Genomic DNA, 18694 nt, shown 5'->3' with positions numbered 1-18694 from the left:
CATGGACATCCGACTATAGGATGAGCGTACTTAATTCCACGCTCGAGGACGGACACCCATGGCTCGCGAACTCACGCACTTCATCGGCGGCAAGCATGTCGCCGGCACCTCCGGACAGTTCGGGGACGTGTTCGATCCCAATACCGGTGAGGTGCAGGCCCGGGTGCCCCTGGCCGACGTATCCGAGGTCGAGGCCGCCATCGCCGACGCCGAGCAGGCGCAGAGTGAGTGGGCGAAGTGGAACCCGCAGCGGCGCGCTCGGGTGCTGATGAAGTTCCTCGCGCTCGTCACCCGCGACACCGAAGAGCTCGCGCGGCTGCTCTCGTCGGAGCACGGCAAGACCATCGCCGACGCCAAGGGCGACATCCAGCGTGGCGTCGAGGTCGTCGAGTTCGCCGTCGGTGTTCCCCACCTGCTCAAGGGTGAGTACACCGAGGGTGCGGGTGGCGGTATCGACGTCTACTCGATGCGTCAGCCGCTCGGTGTCGTTGCCGGCATCACCCCGTTCAACTTCCCGGCCATGATTCCGCTGTGGAAGGCCGGCCCGGCCATCGCCTGCGGTAACGCCTTCATTCTCAAGCCGTCCGAGCGAGATCCGTCCGTGCCCCTCAAGCTCGCCGAGCTGTTCCTCGAGGCAGGTCTGCCGCCGGGCGTCTTCAACGTGGTCAACGGCGGCAAGGACGCCGTCGACGTGCTGCTGACCGACGATCGCGTCAAGGCGATCGGCTTCGTCGGATCGACGCCCATCGCGCAGTACATCTACGAGACGGCGGCGCAGCACGGCAAGCGCGCACAGTGCTTCGGTGGAGCGAAGAACCACGCATTGGTGATGCCCGATGCCGATCTCGACGAGGTCGCCGACGCTCTGCTCGGAGCCGCATACGGTTCGGCCGGCGAGCGATGCATGGCGATTTCCGTCGCGGTTCCCGTCGGTGAGGAGACCGCCGACGCGTTGGTCGCCAAACTGACCGAGCGAGTGGCGAAACTGAAGATCGGCCGCAGCGACGACGAGAACGCGGACTTCGGCCCGCTCGTCGGTAGCGATGCGTTGAAGCGCGTCAACGACTACACCCAGATCGGTGTGGACGAGGGTGCCGAGTTGGTCGTCGATGGACGCGGATTCAGTCTCGAGGGCCACGAGGGCGGATTCTTCGCCGGCGCAACGCTGTTCGACAAGGTGACCACCGACATGCGCATCTACAAGGAAGAGATCTTCGGTCCGGTCCTGATCGTCGTGCGCGCGAAGGACTACGAGGACGCACTGCGTCTGCCGTCCGAACACGAGTACGGCAACGGCGTCTCGATCTTCACCCGCGACGGCGACACCGCTCGCGACTTCTGCTCCCGCGTCCAGGTGGGCATGGTGGGAGTCAACGTGCCGATTCCGGTGCCGATCGCGTACCACACGTTCGGTGGCTGGAAGCGTTCGGGATTCGGCGATCTCAACCAGCACGGACCGGATTCCATCCGCTTCTACACCAAGACCAAGACCGTCACTCAGCGTTGGCCGTCGGGCACCAAGGAAGCAGCTGCGCAGAATCACTTCGTCATTCCGAACATGGACTGATCGACGATGTTCACGTTGAACGAGGACGAGCGTGCCATCAACGACACTGCTCGTGATTTCGCGGACGAGTTCCTCGCACCGAACGCCGTCGAATGGGATCAGCAGAAGCACTTTCCGGTGGACGTGCTGCGCAAGGCTGCTGCTCTCGGGATGGGCGGCATCTACATTCGTGAAGACGTGGGCGGATCGGGCCTGACCCGCGTCGACGCGGTGCGCATCTTCGAGCAACTCGCCACCGGTGACCCGTCCATCGCGGCCTACATCTCGATCCACAACATGGTCGCCTGGATGATCGACACGTACGGCGACGACGAGCAACGGCAGCGCTGGCTTCCGGGGCTGTGCTCGATGGACCAGCTCGGTAGCTACTGCCTCACCGAACCCGGCGCTGGATCCGATGCGGCAAAGCTCGGTACCAAGGCCGTCCGCGACGGTGACGAGTACGTGCTGGACGGCGTCAAGCAGTTCATCTCCGGCGCAGGCACTTCCGAGGTGTACGTCGTCATGGCCCGCACCGGAGCGCCGGGTCCCCGCGGCATCTCGGCGTTCATCGTGCCGAAGGACACGGCGGGACTGTCGTTCGGAGCGAACGAGAAGAAGATGGGATGGAACGCTCAACCCACCCGCCAGGTGATCTTCGAAGGTGCCCGCGTTCCTGCTGCCAACCTGCTCGGCGGCGACGGCGACGGATTTCGGATCGCGATGAACGGGCTCAACGGCGGACGCATCAACATCGCCGCGTGCTCGATCGGCGGCGCACAGTCCGCTCTCGACAAGGCCGTGTCCTACCTCGCCGACCGCAACGCATTCGGCGCCAGGTTGCTCGACTCGCAGGCCCTGCAGTTTCGACTGGCAGATTTCAAGACCGAGCTCGAAGCTGCGCGAACTCTGCTGTGGCGAGCAGCGGACGGGTTGCAGAACAATGCAGCCGACAAGGTCGAGATGTGCGCGATGGCCAAGCGTTTCGGTACCGATACCGGCTTCGAGGTCGCCAACGGGGCGCTGCAGTTGCTCGGCGGATACGGTTATCTCGCCGAGTACGGTGTCGAGAAAATCGTTCGCGACCTTCGGGTCCACCAGATTCTGGAAGGTACCAACGAGATCATGCGCGTGGTCGTAGCTCGCTCCATCGTGGGTGCAGCATGAGCGATGTCCTACTGGAGGTTTCGGGCGGGATCGGTCGCATCACTCTGAACCGCCCCAAAGCCATCAATGCACTCTCGCATGCGATGGTGCAGCAGATAGCTCCGGCGTTGACGCAGTGGGCAACCGACGACAGCGTCGACGTCGTCCTGTTGACCGGAGCCGGCGAGCGCGGATTGTGCGCGGGCGGCGACATAGTCTCGATCTACCACGACGCCAAGGACGGCGGCAGCGGGAGCAAGGACTTCTGGCGCGACGAGTACGTGCTCAACGCCGCGATCGCCCGCTTCCCCAAGCCCTTCGTCGCGATCATGGACGGCATCGTCATGGGCGGTGGCGTCGGGCTCTCGGCCCACGCGAACACCCGCATCGTGACCGAACGTTCGAAGATTGCGATGCCCGAGGTCGGCATCGGATTCATCCCCGATGTCGGTGGCACCTACCTTCTTTCGCGTGCGCCCGGCGAAACCGGTACCCACTTCGCGCTTACCACGGCACGGATGAATGCGGCCGACGCCATCGCGGTCGGATTCGCCGATCACTACATTCCGTCGGACAAGCTCGAGGAGTTCTACACCGCCCTCGAGACGGTCAGCGTCGGGGAAGCCGTCGATACGTTCAGCGAGTCAGCTCCGGAATCCACCGTCGCGGCTCAGCAGGAATGGATCGACGAGTGCTACGCCGGTGACGACATTCAGGGCATCGTCGGCGCTCTGGCTGCATCGCCGGTGTCGGAGGCGCAGCAGGCGGCACAGGACATCGCGTCCAAATCGCCGGTGTCTCTTGCGGTGACGCTGCGGTCGCTGCGACGGGCGGCGACGCTGCCCTCCCTCGAGGCCGTGCTCGACGAGGAGTACCGCGTGTCGGTCGCGTCGTTGAGCAGTCACGATCTGGTCGAGGGAATTCGGGCGCAGGTCGTCGACAAGGATCGCAATCCCCAGTGGCAGCCGGCCACGTCGGCGGATGTCACTGCAGAGGACGTCGACCGATACTTCACGCCCCTGGGCGACGCCGAACTCGGTCTGTCGAAAGCACTTACAGAAGGTGAGCAGTCATGAGCGAGAAGACGATCGGATTCATCGGCCTCGGGCACATGGGTGGGCCGATGGCCGCCAACCTGGCTGCGGCCGGGTACACGGTGCAGGGCTTCGATCTTGTTCCCGCGGCGCTGGAGCAGGCCACGAAGGACGGCGTCACAGTGGTGGAGTCCGCGGTTGCGGCCGTCGCTGGAGCCGACATCGTGATCACGATGTTGCCGAACGGAAAACTGGTACTCGGGCTGTACGGGGACCTGCTTCCGGCCGCGGCTCCGGGGACGTTGTTCATCGATTCGTCGACCATCGATGTCGCCGACGCGCATGCCGCGCACCGGCTGGTGCACGAGGCCGGACACCGTAGCCTCGACGCTCCGGTCTCGGGCGGTGTCGGGGGAGCGGCCGCAGGCACGCTCACGTTCATGGTCGGTGGTTCGGAGGACGATTTCGCCTCCGCTGCTGCCGTTCTCGACGTCATGGGCCGCAAGGTCGTGCACTGCGGACCGGCGGGCAACGGTCAGGCCGCCAAGATCTGCAACAACATGATTCTCGGCGTATCGATGATCGCCATCAGCGAGGCCTTCGTGTTGGGCGAGAAGCTCGGTCTGAGCAATCAGGCGCTCTTCGACGTGGCATCGACCGCGTCCGGCCAATGCTGGGCGTTGACGACCAATTGCCCGGTGCCCGGTCCGGTTCCGACGAGCCCGGCGAACAACGAGTACAAGCCCGGATTCGCGGCGGCCCTCATGGACAAGGATCTGGGTCTGGCTGCGAATGCACTGCGCGACAACGGGGTCGAGGGAGTACTCGGTCTGCGCGCAGCCGAGCTCTACGCTCGGTTCAAGGAAACGTCCGGCGGCGGAACCGACGTGGACTTCTCCGGCATCATCAACGACATCCGCGAACGCTCGAACGGAGCTGCTCAGTGACCGACTACGAAACCATCCTGCTCGAACGCCGGGGACGCGTCGGCATCATCACGCTGAACCGTCCGAAAGCATTGAACGCGCTCAACTCTCAGTTGATGCGTGAGGTCGTCTCGGTGGTCGAGGAACTCGATGCAGATTCCGAGATCGGTGCCATTCTGATCACCGGATCCGAACGGGCCTTCGCGGCCGGGGCCGACATCAAGGAAATGCAGCCCAAGTCGTACATGGACGTGTACCTCGACGACTTCTTCGCGGCGTGGGATCGACTGGCCGCGGCGCGGACGCCCCTCATCGCGGCGGTCTCCGGTTATGCACTCGGTGGCGGCTGCGAACTCGCGATGCTGTGTGATGTGCTGATCGCCTCCGACACCGCGGTATTCGGACAACCCGAGATCAAGCTCGGCGTCATTCCGGGAATCGGTGGCTCGCAGCGCCTGACGCGTGCGGTGGGCAAGGCCAAGGCCATGGAGATGTGCCTGACCGGCCGGAACATGAAGGTCGAGGAAGCCGAGCGAGCAGGATTGGTCTCGCGCATCGTGCCGGTCGCCGATCTTCTCGACGACGCCATCGCAACCGCGACCACGATCGCCGAGATGTCGCTACCGGTTGCCATGATGGCGAAGGAAGCAGTGAACCGATCGTTCGAGTCGAGCCTTCGTGAGGGAGTTCTGTTCGAGCGCCGCGTGTTTCATTCGACGTTCGCCACGGAGGATCAGAAGGAAGGCATGTCGGCTTTCATCGAGAAGCGCACGCCCAACTTCCAGCACCGGTAGTGCTGGCCGCTCTTTCGGGTCGTTCCGCGGGTTCCACTCGCGTGCTTTCGGGTCGTTCCGCGGGCTCCACTCCCACCCCGACCGGTTGTTCCGCAGGCTCCACTCCCGGGGCCGTCCTACCTGTCGGGGGACAGGAGGGCGGCCCCGCGGGCCGAGACCAGCTCGGGCATCGTCGGCACCAGGGTCGTCAGGCCGGTCCGCAGTTCGAGAGACCGCGCTATCGAGGTGATGTTCGCGCCGCCGCCGACCACGACGATGGACTGCGGTCTGGCGCCGGACAATTCGATGGTCTGCTCCACCAGCATGCCTGCGTAACGGACGGGTCCCGCGATCAGATCGTCGAAGTCGCGCCGTGTCAGCACATGCCGTGCAGTGCCGGCTGGGTCCGTGGTGCTGACGACGGAATCGACACTCAGTTGCTCCTTGATGGACCGGCTGGCGTCGATTCCGACGCGAACGCCGTTGGACGAGAGCAGCCGGCGCACCGAGTGATCGAGATCGTCGCCGCAGAACGTGGCAGTGCGCCGCGTCATGAGGGTGCGAGTGGACGCGAGATCGATGACGGTGACCGTGGTCCCGGTACTACCGATGTCGCACAGCACGGTGACGCCGTGATTGGGGACCAGCCCGATGAACCGTAGAAACCTCACTTGCGCAGCGGTTTCCGGAACGAGTGAGGCCGTGCGAGCGGTACCTCGGGTGGCGACAGTGCCGGGATCGGTGGCCACCCGGTAGGCAATGGCAGAGAACTGGACCGGGAGCGACATCGTCGCGGCGATGGAATGGATGGCGTCGACGCCGGTGGCGATCGTGGTGGCCAGCGACTGCCCGGGAGCGCGGCGCACCGTCCGCGACACGATGGGTGTGCGGTGGGGGCTGTCCAGATACGTCAGAATTGCGCGTGCACCGTGCGCACCCGCTCCGACCCCCAACACCAGCACCCCGCCCCGCCCTTCAGCAGACCGACTCCGACCTGTTCCCGGAGCAATTGGACCACGAACGGTACGGCTGTGCCATTGTCTTGTGACGAGTCACCATCGAACTCAGAACGAGGTGGTGATGTAATCACTGTCGAAATCGCCTGCATCCGAACGCAGTTCCGCAAGGATGCGCACCAGCGACATCAGCTTGTCGCGCGCGAGCCCGGGCTTGGCGAACACCAGCGTGTTCAGGCGCTCGGTGGCTTCGACCGCCAACGTGCGCCCCTGCTCGGTGATTTCGACCAGGGTTGTCCGTCGATCGCTGGGATGGGGAATGCGGCGCACGTAGCCGACCGATTCGAGGCGGTCCACCGCGTTGGTCACACTGGTGGGGTGCACTTGCAGTCGGGCACTGGCCTTCGCCATCGGTAACGCGCCGTTCTTGGTGAACGTCAACAACGTCAGCAACTCGTAGCGCGAAAACGTCAGTCCCGTCGGCTTGAGCGCTTCCTCGACCCGGGCCAGCATGATCTGCTGCGCGCGCATCAGCGAGGTGACCGCGGCCATACCGTCGGCGGCATCGGACCACCCGTGCTTGGTCCACTGACGGTGGGCCTCTGCAATGGGGTCGAGGGGAAGCGGCGACGGTGCTGGCATACACACCATCCTCCCACGGTGCCCGGTTCGAGCGTCTACCGAATGACGGTGCGAAGTACCGCGAGTGGTACCCGATCGGTGATCGCTGCTCGAGTCCGCGAAATCTGCTCGCGGGCATCGGCTGTGCGCGCGCTGTCGGTCTCGTCGACGGTCAGGGCGGCGTCCAACAGGCTCAATTGCGCCAGCACGGCGTCGACATCGTCGGTGGAGCGCGCCGCGCGGCCGACCCTCTCGGCGAGACGAATTCCGGCCTGGACCACCATGGGACTGCCGGTCCCGTAGATGCGCACCGCATCGAGCGCATGGTCGATCAAGATCGAGACGGGCACCCGCCGCACGATCAGTCGCACCTCTCCGTCGGTTCCACGCCGTCCGCGTGACGGTGCAGGCCGTTGGACCAGTGCAACGAGTCCGACGGAGAGATCGGCGATGGCGTTACGGGCCGTGTAGGGGTCGTTGACCCCGGTGGACAGCGCCCGGACCGCCATCTCCGTCATCTGCTCGACGGCGAACGCGATGTCGTGGCGTGGCGTCCTACTGGTACCGATGTCGACAGAAGAGCGGACTCGGTCGATCGATGCGTCGGATATGTCGGCCGAGCGGTCGGCGAGAATGTCGACGAGCGGTTCGCCGGAGACGATGTGCTCGCCCGGGACCCGATGAATTTCGATCAGCGTGCCGTTGTCGGTCGCGATGCCCAGCAGTGCGTCCTCGTCGATGTCGATGATCACCCCGGATGTCTCGGCCAGGACTGTCACGTAGACAGGTGGTTTCGAGATGCCGTCGATCGATGCGGCGTCGTCGGGAAGATCGGTCGGGTAGAGAGAGTCGACGGATTCCGACAACTCGTCGCGGACTCTCGCGGACAGGGTGGCCACCTGAATCGACTGCGCGATGTGGTGGATGAAGTAGACGAGCACGCCCACGTCGACCACAGCGAGCGCGACGGCGACGTTGACGGCGATGTCCGGGACGAACACCGAACCATCGGATTCGATCGAACGAATCGACCGCAGCACCATCAGCGAGTACAGGAACGTCGCCCCGAAGATGCCCAGTACCACTTGATTTCCGCGGTCCGCCATGAAGTTTCGCACCAGGCGGGGGCCGTACGAGGAACTGGCCGTGGCGAGGACGGAGATGGTGATGGAGAACGACGTGGCGGCCACCCCCAGCATCGAGCCACCGATCGCCCCGAGGATGTCCCGGCTGCCACTCGCTCCGACGTGATAGAGCAACGAGCCAGTCAGGTCCACGCGGGTGTCGAGCACGTAGCGATCGAGGCTGACGAGCGCCTGCGCCAGTAGGAGTGCGAGAACTCCGAGGACGGCGGGAATGAACCAGAACGACTCCCGCAACCGCGCTATGTGTTCCTTCATGAGCGACAGTCTTCCCGCCCAGGAACCGATCGACACCCGCACGTGGAATCCCGTCGCTCGCCCCGGTTCGTCTCAAGCGAGCAGAGCAGGCTTTCGTGCCACGGTGACGGCCCAGTCCGCGTCGGCGCGCCAGGGCCGCAGGTCCCAGGTGGAGAATCGATGTTCGACGAAAAATCCGACGGCAGTGAGATCCTCGTGGAGTTCGTCGGCTGTGTATGCCCGGTCGGTGGCGAAGCCGGTGACGAACACTCCGCCGTCGTTAAGATGTGCCCAGATGCGTTCGAGCGCAGCACGTTCGGTGCCGGGCTCCAGAAAAACCAACACGTTGCCGGCCGCGACGACCGCGTCGAACGTGCGATTCAACTCGAGCGTGGTCAGATCCGCGAGATGCACGTCGAGTTCGGGGTGACTACGCGCCTTCTCGACCAGAATCGGATCGAGATCCACGGCGGTGACGTGGTGGCCACGTCGCGCCAGTTCGGCACCGAGTCTGCCCGTACCGCAGCCGGCGTCGAGAATGTCCGACGCGGGGGAGACCGCCGCGTCGACCATGCGTGCCTCACCGTGCAGATCCACGCCGCGTTCGGCCAGACGATCGAATCGCTCGATGTACCGGGCGGAGTCGTCGGCGGAGTTCTCGGCTTGCCAGCGCGTGGTCATACCGCCAGGGTAGGTCAGCTCGGTTCGTCGAGGGCCGACCGGGCTTCGGCCACGCGTGCCCGGGCCGCCTCGAGCGCCTCCGCCGTCGACTCTGCCTGTTCGACGCTTTTTCTCTCCGCGGCCCGCGCTGCCTTCGCTGTGGCTCTCGCGGCCTCCAGCTCGGCTTCGAGTCTCTCGACTTCTGCTGTCGCGCTGCGTCGTTCGGACGCAGCGCGCTCCGTGCCCTGGTCGGCAGCGTCGGCCGCATCACGTGCGGCATCGAATGCGGTTTCGGCAGAGTCGAGTTCGGCAACCAGGCGATCGTGTTCCGCCTGGCGCAGCAACTCGGCTTCGTTCTCGGCATCGGATTCCGCTGCGGACTCGGGCGCGTCATCGGCAATGTCCGGTTCGCCGTCGTCCTCGGTCTCGGTCTCGGTCTCAGGAGGATCCGGAACGAGCGAGAGCAGCGCGGGGCCGAAGCCGCTGTATGTCTCGGCCACCACCGTTCGGCCCGCACGAACCCGGTCGCGGATCTCCGGATCGGCCATTGCGGCATTGAGGGTGTTGGAAACCTCGCGCGCCGCGTTGTCGCCGACGGTCACGCCACGTTCGCGACCCAATACCACGGCTCGATCGGTGAGCGCGCGTATCGAAGCGCTTCGAGCGGTGGACAACTCACGCAGTCGATGACCGTCGCCGCGTTGCTGAGCCCGTTCGAGTTCGGCACCGAGGTCGAACAACTCGGCGACCGCGGATTCGTCCTGACGAGCGAGTGTGTTCACCAACCAGGCCACGACAGTGGGTTTACGGAGTCCGCCGATACGAGTGGCACCGGACTTGTCTCCGGCCTTCTTGAACCGGGTCACATACGCCGATCGGTGCGACACGAAGTCGGCGGGTGCCAGTGAATACAGCTCGTCGATGACGGTGTCGATATCGGGGAGATCCTCGGACATGTGAACAGTCCGTCTCGTTCGAGCAGTCACCTCGGAGAAGTGACATGCGTGAAAGATGTGTGCCCCCGGCAGGATTCGAACCTGCGGCCTTTCGCTCCGGAGGCGAACGCTCTATCCCCTGAGCTACGGGGGCGCACCGGCTTCAGCCGGCGTGCCTGTTGGGCTGTACGAAAGACTAGCGCATGTGCGACGCGAGTCGAAATCACCCCTCGGGCAGCGGCTGCGCACCCTTCGCCGCGAGCATCTGCTTCATCAGAGTCGACTCACTCGTCTGCGTTGCCACCATGGACTTTGCCAGGTTGATCACCGCAGGAGACTGCGCGTGTGTCTGGGCGTACTCCATCATCGCCAGGCCGCCCTCGTGGTGACGCAGCATCAGCTGCAAGAACATGACGTCGACGTCGGTTCCGGTCGCTTGGCGTAGTGCGGCGAGCTCGGTGGAGCTGGCCATGCCGGGCATGGCTCTGGTGGGATCGGAGGATCCCGGTTCCATCGACATGCCGCCCATCGAATGGCCGTGAGAGTCGTCGGCCGTCATCCAGGTCATGTAGCCGTCGGTCGAGATCGGCGCGCGGTCCCACAATGCGAGCCAGCCCTGCATCTGGCCCACCTGATTCTGTTGCGAGGTGAGCATGTCGAACGCCAGGCTCTTGACGGCCTGATCGGGCGCGTTGGTCAACGCGACCGCGGCCATTTCGATGGCCTGGTTGTGGTGCACCGTCATGTCCTGGGCAAATCCGACGTCGACCGAATCTGCTGCGGGGGAGTTGTCACCGCTGCGGAACGGATTCTGCGCCAGGAAGCCCAGCGCGAATCCGATCGCCAGTACGGCGATCACGGCCAAGGCGACCAGCGCAGTGCGCTGGCTCCGCTTGGTCTCGGGGACGCCGTCGACCGAGTCGACTGTCGATTCGGTCATCAGCTCGCGGGCACCTGGAGATCGCTGGGCAGCTGTGCTCCGCCGGGCAACTGTGCTCCGCCGGGCAGGCCGCTCGGCATTCCGCCTGCGCCGCTGGTCTCGCTGGCGTCGGGAGTGATGCCTGCGCCGTCCATCGGAACGGCGTCCGCACCCGGGGCCGAAGCGTCGAACAGCGGCGGGTTGTCGGGATCGAACGCGTTGTCACCGACTCCGGGCACGGATGCGCAGCTGGCACCGACCTCCGGGTAGGCGAATCGGTTGAGGCGCAGAGCCGAGATGAACTGACCGATGCGCTCGTCGTCGACGCTGTCGAGCTTGAGCTGGTGACCCCAGGACTGCAGCGAGACGGGAGTGTCGAGGCCCGGGTACGGCGACATCATCATCTGCGTTTCCCCGTCGACGCGGTCGGCGAGGGACTGAATCTGGTCTTCGTTGAGGTCGTCGGGGTTGTACGTCACCCAGACCGCTCCGTGTTCGAGGGAGTGCACAGCGTTCTCGGTGCGGATGGCCTCGGGGTAGACGATGCCGGTGCAAGTGGCCCACACGGCATCGTGCGGTCCACCGAACGGCGGCGTCTGGTCGTAGGCGACGCGTTGCGCGCGCCCGACGTGCAGGGCTGCCGGGTATTCCTTGATGGTGACGCCGTCGATTCCCGTCGACGGATCCTGATTGCTCTCGCTGGGCGCGAATTTCTGCGCCTCGGCGCGGTCCTGGTACTTGGGGTAGAGGTTGACCCCGAGGCCCACGACGAGTCCGACGACCACAACGACACCGGCAACCGTCAGCCAGGGAATCTGTCTGCCCTTGGCGGCGGGGACACCGCCCTGCTTCTTGCGAGCTGACTTCTTGTTGGCTGCACTGATGGCTTTGTCTGCCTTCGCAGCCGACTTGTTCTGACTGCCTTTGTCGGGACCCGTTGGCATCGCTGTGGTTGCTCTCTCAGTCGAGGAAAAGTGGGTGGTCGGTAGCGCTGGTGGTACGTATCTGCTGGTGACGGCCGTGCTCGACGGTCGTCCGCGCAGAGCGCCCCTACTGTACGTTCTCTGTCTGAGAGCGTGCTCAGAGCCCGTGTGGACCGCATCGGCCAGGTGGCCCCGCGCTCGGACGGGCAGTGGATGCGAGTATGCCGCACACCAGCCAATAGGATGGCTACCTGTGACTCCCGCCGATCTTGCCGAATTGCTTCACGCGACCGCCGCCAAGGTGCTTGCCGACCGCGGCCTGGACGCATCCGTTCTCCCTGCGAAGCTCACGGTCGAGCGTCCCCGCAATCCCGAGCACGGTGACTATGCCACCAATGTGGCGCTGCAGGTGGCGAAGAAGGCCGGAGCCAATCCCCGTGATTTCGCCGGCTGGCTCGCCGAGGCGCTCGCGGCCGACGCCGCGATCGCCAGTGCCGACGTCGCAGGCCCCGGCTTTCTGAACATCAGGCTGGCTGCCGCAGCGCAGGGCGAGATCGTTGCCCGCGTGCTGGCCGCCGGTGCCGAGTTCGGCAACGGATCCTCGATGGCAGGCAAGAAGGTCAACCTCGAGTTCGTCTCGGCCAACCCCACCGGACCGGTGCACCTCGGTGGAACCCGATGGGCTGCGGTCGGCGATGCCCTCGGACGCATCCTGACCGCGCACGGAGCCGAGGTCACTCGCGAGTACTACTTCAACGATCACGGCGCTCAGATCGATCGCTTCAGCCGGTCGCTCATCGCCGCGGCCAAGGGAGAGCCGGCACCGGAGAACGGGTATGCGGGCGAGTACATCGCCGAGATCGCACAGCAGGTGCTGGCGAAGGAGCCAGAAGCGCTGGCGCTGGCACCCGAGGCGCAGGACGAGACCTTCCGGTCGATCGGTACCCAGCTGATGTTCGACCGCATCAAGGCCAACCTGCACGAATTCGGTGTCGATTTCGACGTCTACTTCCACGAGAACTCACTCTTCGAGTCCGGTGCCGTCGAAAAATCGGTCGACTACCTCAAGAGCTCGGGGAGCCTGTACGAGGAAGACGGTGCATGGTGGCTTCGGTCCACCGAGTACGGCGACGACAAGGATCGCGTCGTCATCAAGAGCGACGGTAATGCTGCCTACATTGCAGGCGACATCGCGTACTTCCAGAACAAGCGTCAGCGCGGATTCGACCTGTGCATCTACATGCTCGGAGCAGACCACCACGGTTACATCGGTCGACTCAAGGCCGCCGCCGCTGCATTCGGCGACGACCCCGAGACCGTCGAGGTGCTGATCGGGCAGATGGTCAACCTCGTTCGCGACGGCGTCGCGGTGAAGATGAGCAAGCGGGCAGGCACCGTCATCACGCTCGACGATCTGGTCGAAGCCATCGGCGTCGACGCGTCGCGCTACGTCATGATCCGGTCGTCCGTCGACTCGAGCATCGACATCGACCTCGCCCTGTGGGCCAGCGCCAGCAACGAGAACCCGGTGTACTACGTCCAGTACGCCCACGCCCGGTTGGCATCGCTCGCGCGCAATGCCGCCGAACTGGGGATCTCGGGCGACGATCCCGATCTGAGCCTGCTGACGCACGAGCAGGAGGGCGAGTTGATCAGGACGATCGGCGAGTACCCGCGGGTGGTGGCCAGTGCCGCCGAACTACGCGAACCACATCGGATCGCCCGCTACCTCGAAGAACTGGCGGGGGCCTACCACCGGTTCTACGGCGCGTGTCGAGTACTTCCCCAAGGAGACGAGGAGCCCGGACCTGTGAACACCGCACGACTGGCATTGGGCAACGCAACCCGACAGGTTCTGGCCAACGGCCTCGAACTGCTCGGTGTCAGCGCACCGGAGCGCATGTGAGCGCACATCCGGCAGGGCCCAAGCACGCCGATGCCCCAGCCAAGCAGTCGATGTCCGAGCGTCCGAGCGCCGCGTCGGACATGACGACGCTTCCCGAACAGGTGTGGCCACGCAACGCGGCACGCGGCGACGACGGCACGGTTCGGCTCGCGGGGGTGTCGGTCACCGACCTCGCGGCGCAGTACGGCACCCCACTGTTCGTCGTGGACGAGGACGACTTCCGCGCACGCTGCCGCGAGATGGCCGCTGCGTTCGGAGCACCCGAACGAGTTCACTACGCCTCCAAGGCATTTCTGTGTGGCGAGATCGCTCGTTGGGTGGCCGACGAGGGTCTCTCGCTCGACATCTGCTCGGGCGGTGAGCTGGCCATCGCCCTGGCTGCCGGATTCCCGGCGGATCGAATTGCGATGCACGGCAACAACAAATCCGTGGCCGAGCTCGAGGCCGGAGTGAGTGCCGGAGTCGAGCACGTCGTACTCGACTCCAATATCGAGATCGACCGTCTCGACGCCGTGGCCGGTTCGGCCGGTGTGGTGCAGGACGTGCTGATTCGTATCACCGTCGGCGTCGAGGCACACACGCACGAGTTCATCGCGACCGCCCACGAGGATCAGAAGTTCGGCTTCTCGCTCGCCGACGGCTCGGCGATCGAAGCCGTCCGTCGGGTGTTCGCCGCAGACAACCTTCGTCTCGTGGGGCTGCACAGTCACATCGGCTCGCAGATCTTCGAGGTCGACGGTTTCGAGCTGGCTGCGCACAAGGTCATCGGGCTGCTGCGCGACATCGTCGCCGAGTTCGGCGTGGACAAGACCTCGCAGATCTCGACGCTCGATCTCGGTGGCGGCATGGGTATTTCGTACGTACCGAGTGACGATCCGCCGCCCGTCGACCAATTGGCGGCCAAGCTGGCGAGCATCGTCGAGACGGAGTCGGCCGCGGCCGGTTTGCCGGTTCCGACCATTGCCGTCGAGCCGGGTCGGGCCATCGCCGGTCCGGGCACCGTGACGCTCTACGAGGTGGGCACCGTCAAGGACGTCACCGTCGACAACGCCACCCGCAGGCGGTACATCAGTGTCGACGGCGGTATGAGCGACAACATTCGTACGTCGCTGTATCAGGCCGAGTACGACTGCCGCTTGGTCTCGCGTACCAGCGACGCCGACGCCGTGATGGCTCGCGTGGTCGGAAAGCACTGTGAGAGCGGCGATATCGTCATCAAGAACACGTGGATGCCGGCCGACGTCGGGCCCGGTGATCTGCTCGCCGTCGCAGCCACCGGTGCTTACTGCTACTCCATGTCCAGCCGCTACAACCTGCTGACGCGGCCCGCTGTGGTCGCGGTCAAGGACGGGCGTTCGCGCCTGATCCTGCGGCGGGAAACCATCGAAGATCTGCTCAGCTTGGAGGTTCAGCCATGACATCGAAGCCGATAGGCGTCGCCGTACTCGGACTCGGAAACGTCGGTAGCGAGGTCGTCCGGATCATCACCGAGAATGCAGCGGACTTCGAGGCCAGAATCGGTGCGCCACTGGAGATTCGGGGAATCGCGGTACGTCGGATCGACGGCGATCGAGGAGTACCGGCCGAACTGCTCACCGACGACCCGGCCGAATTGGTCGGTCGCGACGACGTCGACATCGTCGTCGAGGTGCTCGGCGGTATCGACATCCCACGCAAGCTGGTGTTGTCGGCGCTCGAGAACGGCAAGTCCGTCATCACTGCGAACAAGGCCCTGCTCGCCGAATACACCGGAGAGTTGGCCGACGCGGCCGAGAAATCGCGCGCCGATCTGTATTTCGAGGCAGCTGTCGCCGGAGCCATTCCGGTGGTGCGGCCGTTGATGCAGTCGTTGGCAGGCGACCGCGTGAACAAGGTCGCGGGCATCGTCAACGGCACCACCAACTTCATCCTGTCGGCCATGGACGAGACCGGTGCGGACTACGCCGAAACCCTCGCCGAGGCAGGGCGACTGGGATACGCCGAGGCCGATCCGACCGCCGATGTCGAGGGCTACGACGCCGCGTCCAAGGCGGCCATCCTCGCCTCGATCGCGTTCCACACTCGGGTCACGGCCGGCGACGTCTACCGCGAGGGCATCAGCAAGATCACTGCAGACGACCTCGAGACCGCGAAGTCTCTGGACTGCACCATCAAGTTGCTGGCCATCTGCGAGCGCATCACCACGCCCAAGGGCAAGGAGCGCATCTCGGCCCGCGTCTACCCGGCACTCGTTCCGCTCGATCACCCGTTGGCATCGGTGAACGGCGCATTCAACGCCGTCGTCGTCGAGGCCGAGGCCGCAGGCCGGTTGATGTTCTACGGCCAGGGTGCGGGCGGCGCGCCGACGGCGTCCGCCGTGCTCGGCGACCTGGTGATGGCCGCGCGCAACAAGTTCTACGGTGGCCGCGGCCCACTCGAGTCCAAGTACGCCAAGCTCAAGGTGGCCCCGATGGGTGACATCCTCACCCGGTACTACGTCAGCATGCAGGTGGCCGACAAGCCCGGTGTTCTCGCTACCGTGGCCGCCGAATTCTCCAAGCGCGACGTCAGCATCTCCACCGTGCGCCAGCACGGCGCGGGTGACGGGGCCAGGCTCGTCGTGGTCACGCACCTCGCGGCCGATTCCGCACTGTCCGACACCGTTGCATCCCTCGAGCAGTTGGACGTGGTCGTCCACGTCGCCAGCGTTCTCAGATTGGAAGGCACCACAGTATGAGCGTCCACACCCCCTGGCCCGGTCTGATCGAGGCGTACCGCTCGCGTCTGGCGATCGGTCCCGACTGGAAGACCGTCACCCTGCGCGAGGGCGGCACCCCGCTGCTGCCCGCCGGGCACCTGTCCGAATTGACCGGCTGCACAGTGCACCTGAAGGTCGAGGGACTCAACCCGACCGGCTCGTTCAAGGACCGCGGCATGACCATGGCCGTCACCGACGCGCTCGCCCGTGGGCAAGAAGCAGTGCTGTGCGCGTCCACCGGCAACACCTCGGCGTCCGCTGCGGCCTACGCGGCCAAGGCCGGCATGTCCTGTGCCGTACTGGTTCCGCAGGGCAAGATCGCGATGGGCAAGCTGGCTCAGGCAGTCATGCACGGCGCGAAGATCATTCAAGTCCAGGGCAACTTCGACGACTGCCTCGAACTGGCGCGCAAGACCACGGCCGAGTTCCCGACGATCGGTCTGGTCAACTCCGTCAACCCCGTGCGTATCGAGGGGCAGAAGACCGCGGCGTTCGAGATCTGCGACGCCCTCGGCGATGCACCCGACATCCATGCTCTACCGGTCGGCAACGCGGGCAACATCACCGCGTACTGGCGCGGGTACTCCGAGTACTTCCGCGACGGCCTCACCACCCGCAAGCCGCGCATGCTCGGCGTGCAGGCCGCGGGTGCCGCTCCTCTGGTTCACGGTGCGCCCGTGAAGGACCCGGAAACGATCGCGACCGCAATCCGGATCGGCTCACCCGCATCCTGGAACGGTGCCGTCAATGCCAAGGAAGAATCGAACGGAGCATTCCGGGCCGCGACCGACGAGGAGATCCTCGAGGCGTACCGGTTGATCGCGAAGACCGAGGGCGTGTTCGTCGAACCGGCCTCCGCGGCCAGCGTCGCCGGACTGTTGGCGGCTCGAAAGGAAGGCTGGCTGGAGCCGGGCCTGACCGTTGTCTGCACGGTGACCGGCAACGGTCTCAAGGATCCCGACACTGCACTGTCGGGAATGCCTGTCGTGGAACCGATTTCGGTCGATCCCGTCGCTGTTGCGGCTGCGCTCGAGCTGGCCTGAGTTGACGGAATCTCCGGCAATGACGAAGACGCTTCCCATCGGGCTCACGGTGACCGCGCGTGTGCCGGCCTCCAGTGCCAACATCGGCCCCGGATTCGACAGTCTCGGAATGGCTTTGGGCTTGTACGACGAGATCGAGGTCACGACCACGGCGTCGGGCCTGTCGATCCACGTCGACGGTGAGGGTTCGGCGGACGTTCCGTGGGGACCGACGCACCTGGTCGTGCGGGCCATCGAACGGGGTCTGGAAGCGGCCGGAGTGTGGGCCGATGGATTGAATGTCCACTGCCGCAACGTCATTCCGCATTCGAGAGGTCTCGGATCCTCGGCCTCGGCAGTGGTCGGCGGGCTCGCCGCGGCCAATGCACTTGCGTCGAAGGTGGACCCCGCGCTGTCGCTGTCGGACAGTCAGTTGGTGCAGTTGTCGTCCGAGTTCGAGGGGCACCCCGACAACGCGTCGGCGAGTTGCCTCGGCGGTGCCGTCGTGTCGTGGAGCGAACCGCCCAATGCCAGTGTGACGGCACGCAAGTACGCCGCCGTGCGCCTGGACGTCCATCCCAGCATCAAGGTCGTCGTGCTCGTGCCGTCCGAGCGCTCCTCGACCTCGCACACGCGGGGATTGCTGCCGGAGTTGGTGCCGCACCGCGACGCCGCCTTCAACGTCAGTCGCAGTGCGCTCGCCGTCGTCGCATTGACCGAGCGTCCGGATCTGCTGATGGCTGCCACCGAGGATCTACTGCATCAGGGCCAGCGGGCACAGGCGCTGCCCGACACCACCCGGTGGATCGCGACGTTGCGCGCCCGCTCGATCGCCGCAGTGGTGTCGGGAGCAGGCCCTACCGTCATGGCCCTGTGCACCGAAGAATTCCCGGCCGATCTGCGCGACGCTGCGGTGGCCGAGGGATGGCGAGTTCTCGACCTCGAGGTGGCCGACGGAGTCACGGTCGCATGACCGACACCGAATAGGGTTCTTGCCGAGCGAGGACAACGACGCTATGGTGAACCCTGTCCGTACATCGTGCGCTTCAGACGCCGGTTTCGTCAGGGCAATCAGGTCACTGTATTCGGGGGAGTTCAGAACGTCCGAGTGATGTGACGCTCCTGGCTCGGTCCTTCCCGTAGTTCGCTGCGGTCTCGGACCGATGGTGTCGTCGGCGGAGTGCGTCGAACATGAACGGCAATATCCGAGT

At 65.2% G+C, this 18694-nt stretch carries 17 protein-coding genes and 1 tRNA gene; 10 read left to right on the top strand and 8 right to left on the bottom strand.

The genetic code is table 11. The annotated features are described in order from the left end of the window. Window positions 1–58 precede the first annotated feature (58 nt). From K414_RS0122190 to K414_RS0122170, 5 genes are read left to right on the top strand one after another with little or no spacing between them, the layout of a single operon-like run. Window positions 59–1567 carry a CoA-acylating methylmalonate-semialdehyde dehydrogenase gene (locus K414_RS0122190; protein ID WP_027497928.1) on the top strand — a complete coding sequence of 503 codons (1509 nt, stop codon included), beginning with the start codon at window positions 59–61 and terminating at the stop codon, window positions 1565–1567. A gap of 6 nt (window positions 1568–1573) precedes the next feature. Further along, window positions 1574–2713 (top strand): isobutyryl-CoA dehydrogenase, encoded by a 1140-nt coding sequence (locus K414_RS0122185; protein ID WP_027497927.1) that lies wholly within the window; start codon window positions 1574–1576, stop codon window positions 2711–2713. Then, window positions 2710–3768, top strand: coding sequence for an enoyl-CoA hydratase/isomerase family protein (locus tag K414_RS0122180; protein WP_027497926.1), 1059 nt, complete (start codon window positions 2710–2712; stop codon window positions 3766–3768). Before K414_RS0122185 ends, K414_RS0122180 begins: the two co-directional genes overlap by 4 nt. Continuing rightward, window positions 3765–4673: a 3-hydroxyisobutyrate dehydrogenase gene (gene mmsB / locus K414_RS0122175; RefSeq protein ID WP_027497925.1), complete on the top strand. Its 909-nt coding sequence runs from the start codon at window positions 3765–3767 to the stop codon at window positions 4671–4673. The genes K414_RS0122180 and mmsB overlap by 4 nt, the downstream gene beginning before the upstream one ends. Continuing rightward, window positions 4670–5446 (top strand): enoyl-CoA hydratase, encoded by a 777-nt coding sequence (locus K414_RS0122170; RefSeq protein WP_027497924.1) that lies wholly within the window; start codon window positions 4670–4672, stop codon window positions 5444–5446. The genes mmsB and K414_RS0122170 overlap by 4 nt, the downstream gene beginning before the upstream one ends. 116 nt (window positions 5447–5562) lie before the next feature. Here the strand turns inward: K414_RS0122170 and K414_RS0122165 are convergent, their stop codons facing one another. The 8 genes from K414_RS0122165 to K414_RS0122130 all read right to left on the bottom strand — a co-directional run bounded on the left by K414_RS0122165 (window position 5563) and on the right by K414_RS0122130 (window position 11839). Then, entirely contained in the window at window positions 5563–6387 is an 825-nt protein-coding gene (locus tag K414_RS0122165; protein ID WP_027497923.1) for a hypothetical protein, read from the bottom strand. Between the two features lie 102 nt (window positions 6388–6489). After that, window positions 6490–7023, bottom strand: a complete 534-nt coding sequence (locus K414_RS0122160) for a MarR family transcriptional regulator (RefSeq protein ID WP_027497922.1) — start codon at window positions 7021–7023, stop codon at window positions 6490–6492. 35 nt (window positions 7024–7058) lie between these two features. Continuing rightward, on the bottom strand, window positions 7059–8402 hold the full coding sequence (locus K414_RS27715; RefSeq protein WP_051365411.1) for a DUF2254 domain-containing protein: 1344 nt from the start codon (window positions 8400–8402) through the stop codon (window positions 7059–7061). Window positions 8403–8474: 72 nt separating this feature from the next. Beyond that, window positions 8475–9062, bottom strand: a complete 588-nt coding sequence (locus tag K414_RS0122150) for a class I SAM-dependent methyltransferase (protein WP_037219488.1) — start codon at window positions 9060–9062, stop codon at window positions 8475–8477. A 14-nt stretch (window positions 9063–9076) separates the two neighbouring features. Next, the gene (locus K414_RS0122145; RefSeq protein WP_027497920.1) at window positions 9077–9997 is read right to left on the bottom strand and encodes a hypothetical protein; all 921 of its coding nucleotides are present in this window, start codon (window positions 9995–9997) and stop codon (window positions 9077–9079) included. Window positions 9998–10057: 60 nt separating this feature from the next. After that, a tRNA-Arg gene (locus tag K414_RS0122140) sits at window positions 10058–10130 on the bottom strand. A gap of 69 nt (window positions 10131–10199) precedes the next feature. Beyond that, on the bottom strand, window positions 10200–10916 hold the full coding sequence (locus K414_RS0122135) for a DUF305 domain-containing protein (protein WP_027497919.1): 717 nt from the start codon (window positions 10914–10916) through the stop codon (window positions 10200–10202). After that, on the bottom strand, window positions 10916–11839 hold the full coding sequence (locus tag K414_RS0122130) for a DUF3105 domain-containing protein (RefSeq protein ID WP_027497918.1): 924 nt from the start codon (window positions 11837–11839) through the stop codon (window positions 10916–10918). The genes K414_RS0122135 and K414_RS0122130 overlap by 1 nt, the downstream gene beginning before the upstream one ends. Before the next feature lie 232 nt (window positions 11840–12071). Between K414_RS0122130 and argS the strand changes: the two genes are divergently transcribed. Genes argS through thrB form a run of 5 tightly spaced genes read left to right on the top strand, consistent with a single transcriptional unit; the run spans window position 12072 to window position 18456 of the window. Further along, window positions 12072–13724 carry an arginine--tRNA ligase gene (gene argS, locus K414_RS0122125; RefSeq protein WP_027497917.1) on the top strand — a complete coding sequence of 551 codons (1653 nt, stop codon included), beginning with the start codon at window positions 12072–12074 and terminating at the stop codon, window positions 13722–13724. Beyond that, window positions 13721–15142, top strand: coding sequence for a diaminopimelate decarboxylase (gene lysA / locus K414_RS0122120; RefSeq protein ID WP_027497916.1), 1422 nt, complete (start codon window positions 13721–13723; stop codon window positions 15140–15142). Before argS ends, lysA begins: the two co-directional genes overlap by 4 nt. Beyond that, window positions 15139–16440 (top strand): homoserine dehydrogenase, encoded by a 1302-nt coding sequence (locus K414_RS0122115; RefSeq protein WP_027497915.1) that lies wholly within the window; start codon window positions 15139–15141, stop codon window positions 16438–16440. Before lysA ends, K414_RS0122115 begins: the two co-directional genes overlap by 4 nt. Then, on the top strand, window positions 16437–17504 hold the full coding sequence (gene thrC / locus K414_RS0122110; RefSeq protein ID WP_027497914.1) for a threonine synthase: 1068 nt from the start codon (window positions 16437–16439) through the stop codon (window positions 17502–17504). Before K414_RS0122115 ends, thrC begins: the two co-directional genes overlap by 4 nt. A 19-nt stretch (window positions 17505–17523) precedes the next feature. After that, a complete protein-coding gene (gene thrB / locus K414_RS0122105) occupies window positions 17524–18456 on the top strand; it encodes a homoserine kinase (protein ID WP_027497913.1) in 933 nt (310 codons plus the stop codon). The last annotated feature ends 238 nt before the right edge of the window (window positions 18457–18694 follow it).

Source organism: Rhodococcus sp. JG-3 (assembly GCF_000482405.1).
GTDB lineage: Bacteria > Actinomycetota > Actinomycetes > Mycobacteriales > Mycobacteriaceae > Rhodococcoides > Rhodococcoides fascians.
Note: the sequence above shows the minus strand (reverse complement) of the source record. Positions and strands in the feature narration are given on the sequence as shown.

What these genes read in the sequence shown, in the direction of transcription:
- mmsB (WP_027497925.1), top strand. Translation starts at nt 3,765, where the DNA reads ATGAGCGAGAAGACGATCGGATTCATCGGCCTCGGGCACATGGGTGGG.
- K414_RS0122190 (WP_027497928.1), top strand. Translation starts at nt 59, where the DNA reads ATGGCTCGCGAACTCACGCACTTCATCGGCGGCAAGCATGTCGCCGGC.
- K414_RS0122150 (WP_037219488.1), bottom strand. Translation starts at nt 9,062, where the DNA reads ATGACCACGCGCTGGCAAGCCGAGAACTCCGCCGACGACTCCGCCCGG.
- K414_RS0122135 (WP_027497919.1), bottom strand. Translation starts at nt 10,916, where the DNA reads ATGACCGAATCGACAGTCGACTCGGTCGACGGCGTCCCCGAGACCAAG.
- K414_RS0122145 (WP_027497920.1), bottom strand. Translation starts at nt 9,997, where the DNA reads ATGTCCGAGGATCTCCCCGATATCGACACCGTCATCGACGAGCTGTAT.
- K414_RS0122115 (WP_027497915.1), top strand. Translation starts at nt 15,139, where the DNA reads ATGACATCGAAGCCGATAGGCGTCGCCGTACTCGGACTCGGAAACGTC.
- K414_RS0122180 (WP_027497926.1), top strand. Translation starts at nt 2,710, where the DNA reads ATGAGCGATGTCCTACTGGAGGTTTCGGGCGGGATCGGTCGCATCACT.
- thrC (WP_027497914.1), top strand. Translation starts at nt 16,437, where the DNA reads ATGAGCGTCCACACCCCCTGGCCCGGTCTGATCGAGGCGTACCGCTCG.
- K414_RS0122130 (WP_027497918.1), bottom strand. Translation starts at nt 11,839, where the DNA reads ATGCCAACGGGTCCCGACAAAGGCAGTCAGAACAAGTCGGCTGCGAAG.
- K414_RS0122160 (WP_027497922.1), bottom strand. Translation starts at nt 7,023, where the DNA reads ATGCCAGCACCGTCGCCGCTTCCCCTCGACCCCATTGCAGAGGCCCAC.
- thrB (WP_027497913.1), top strand. Translation starts at nt 17,524, where the DNA reads ATGACGAAGACGCTTCCCATCGGGCTCACGGTGACCGCGCGTGTGCCG.
- K414_RS27715 (WP_051365411.1), bottom strand. Translation starts at nt 8,402, where the DNA reads ATGAAGGAACACATAGCGCGGTTGCGGGAGTCGTTCTGGTTCATTCCC.
- K414_RS0122185 (WP_027497927.1), top strand. Translation starts at nt 1,574, where the DNA reads ATGTTCACGTTGAACGAGGACGAGCGTGCCATCAACGACACTGCTCGT.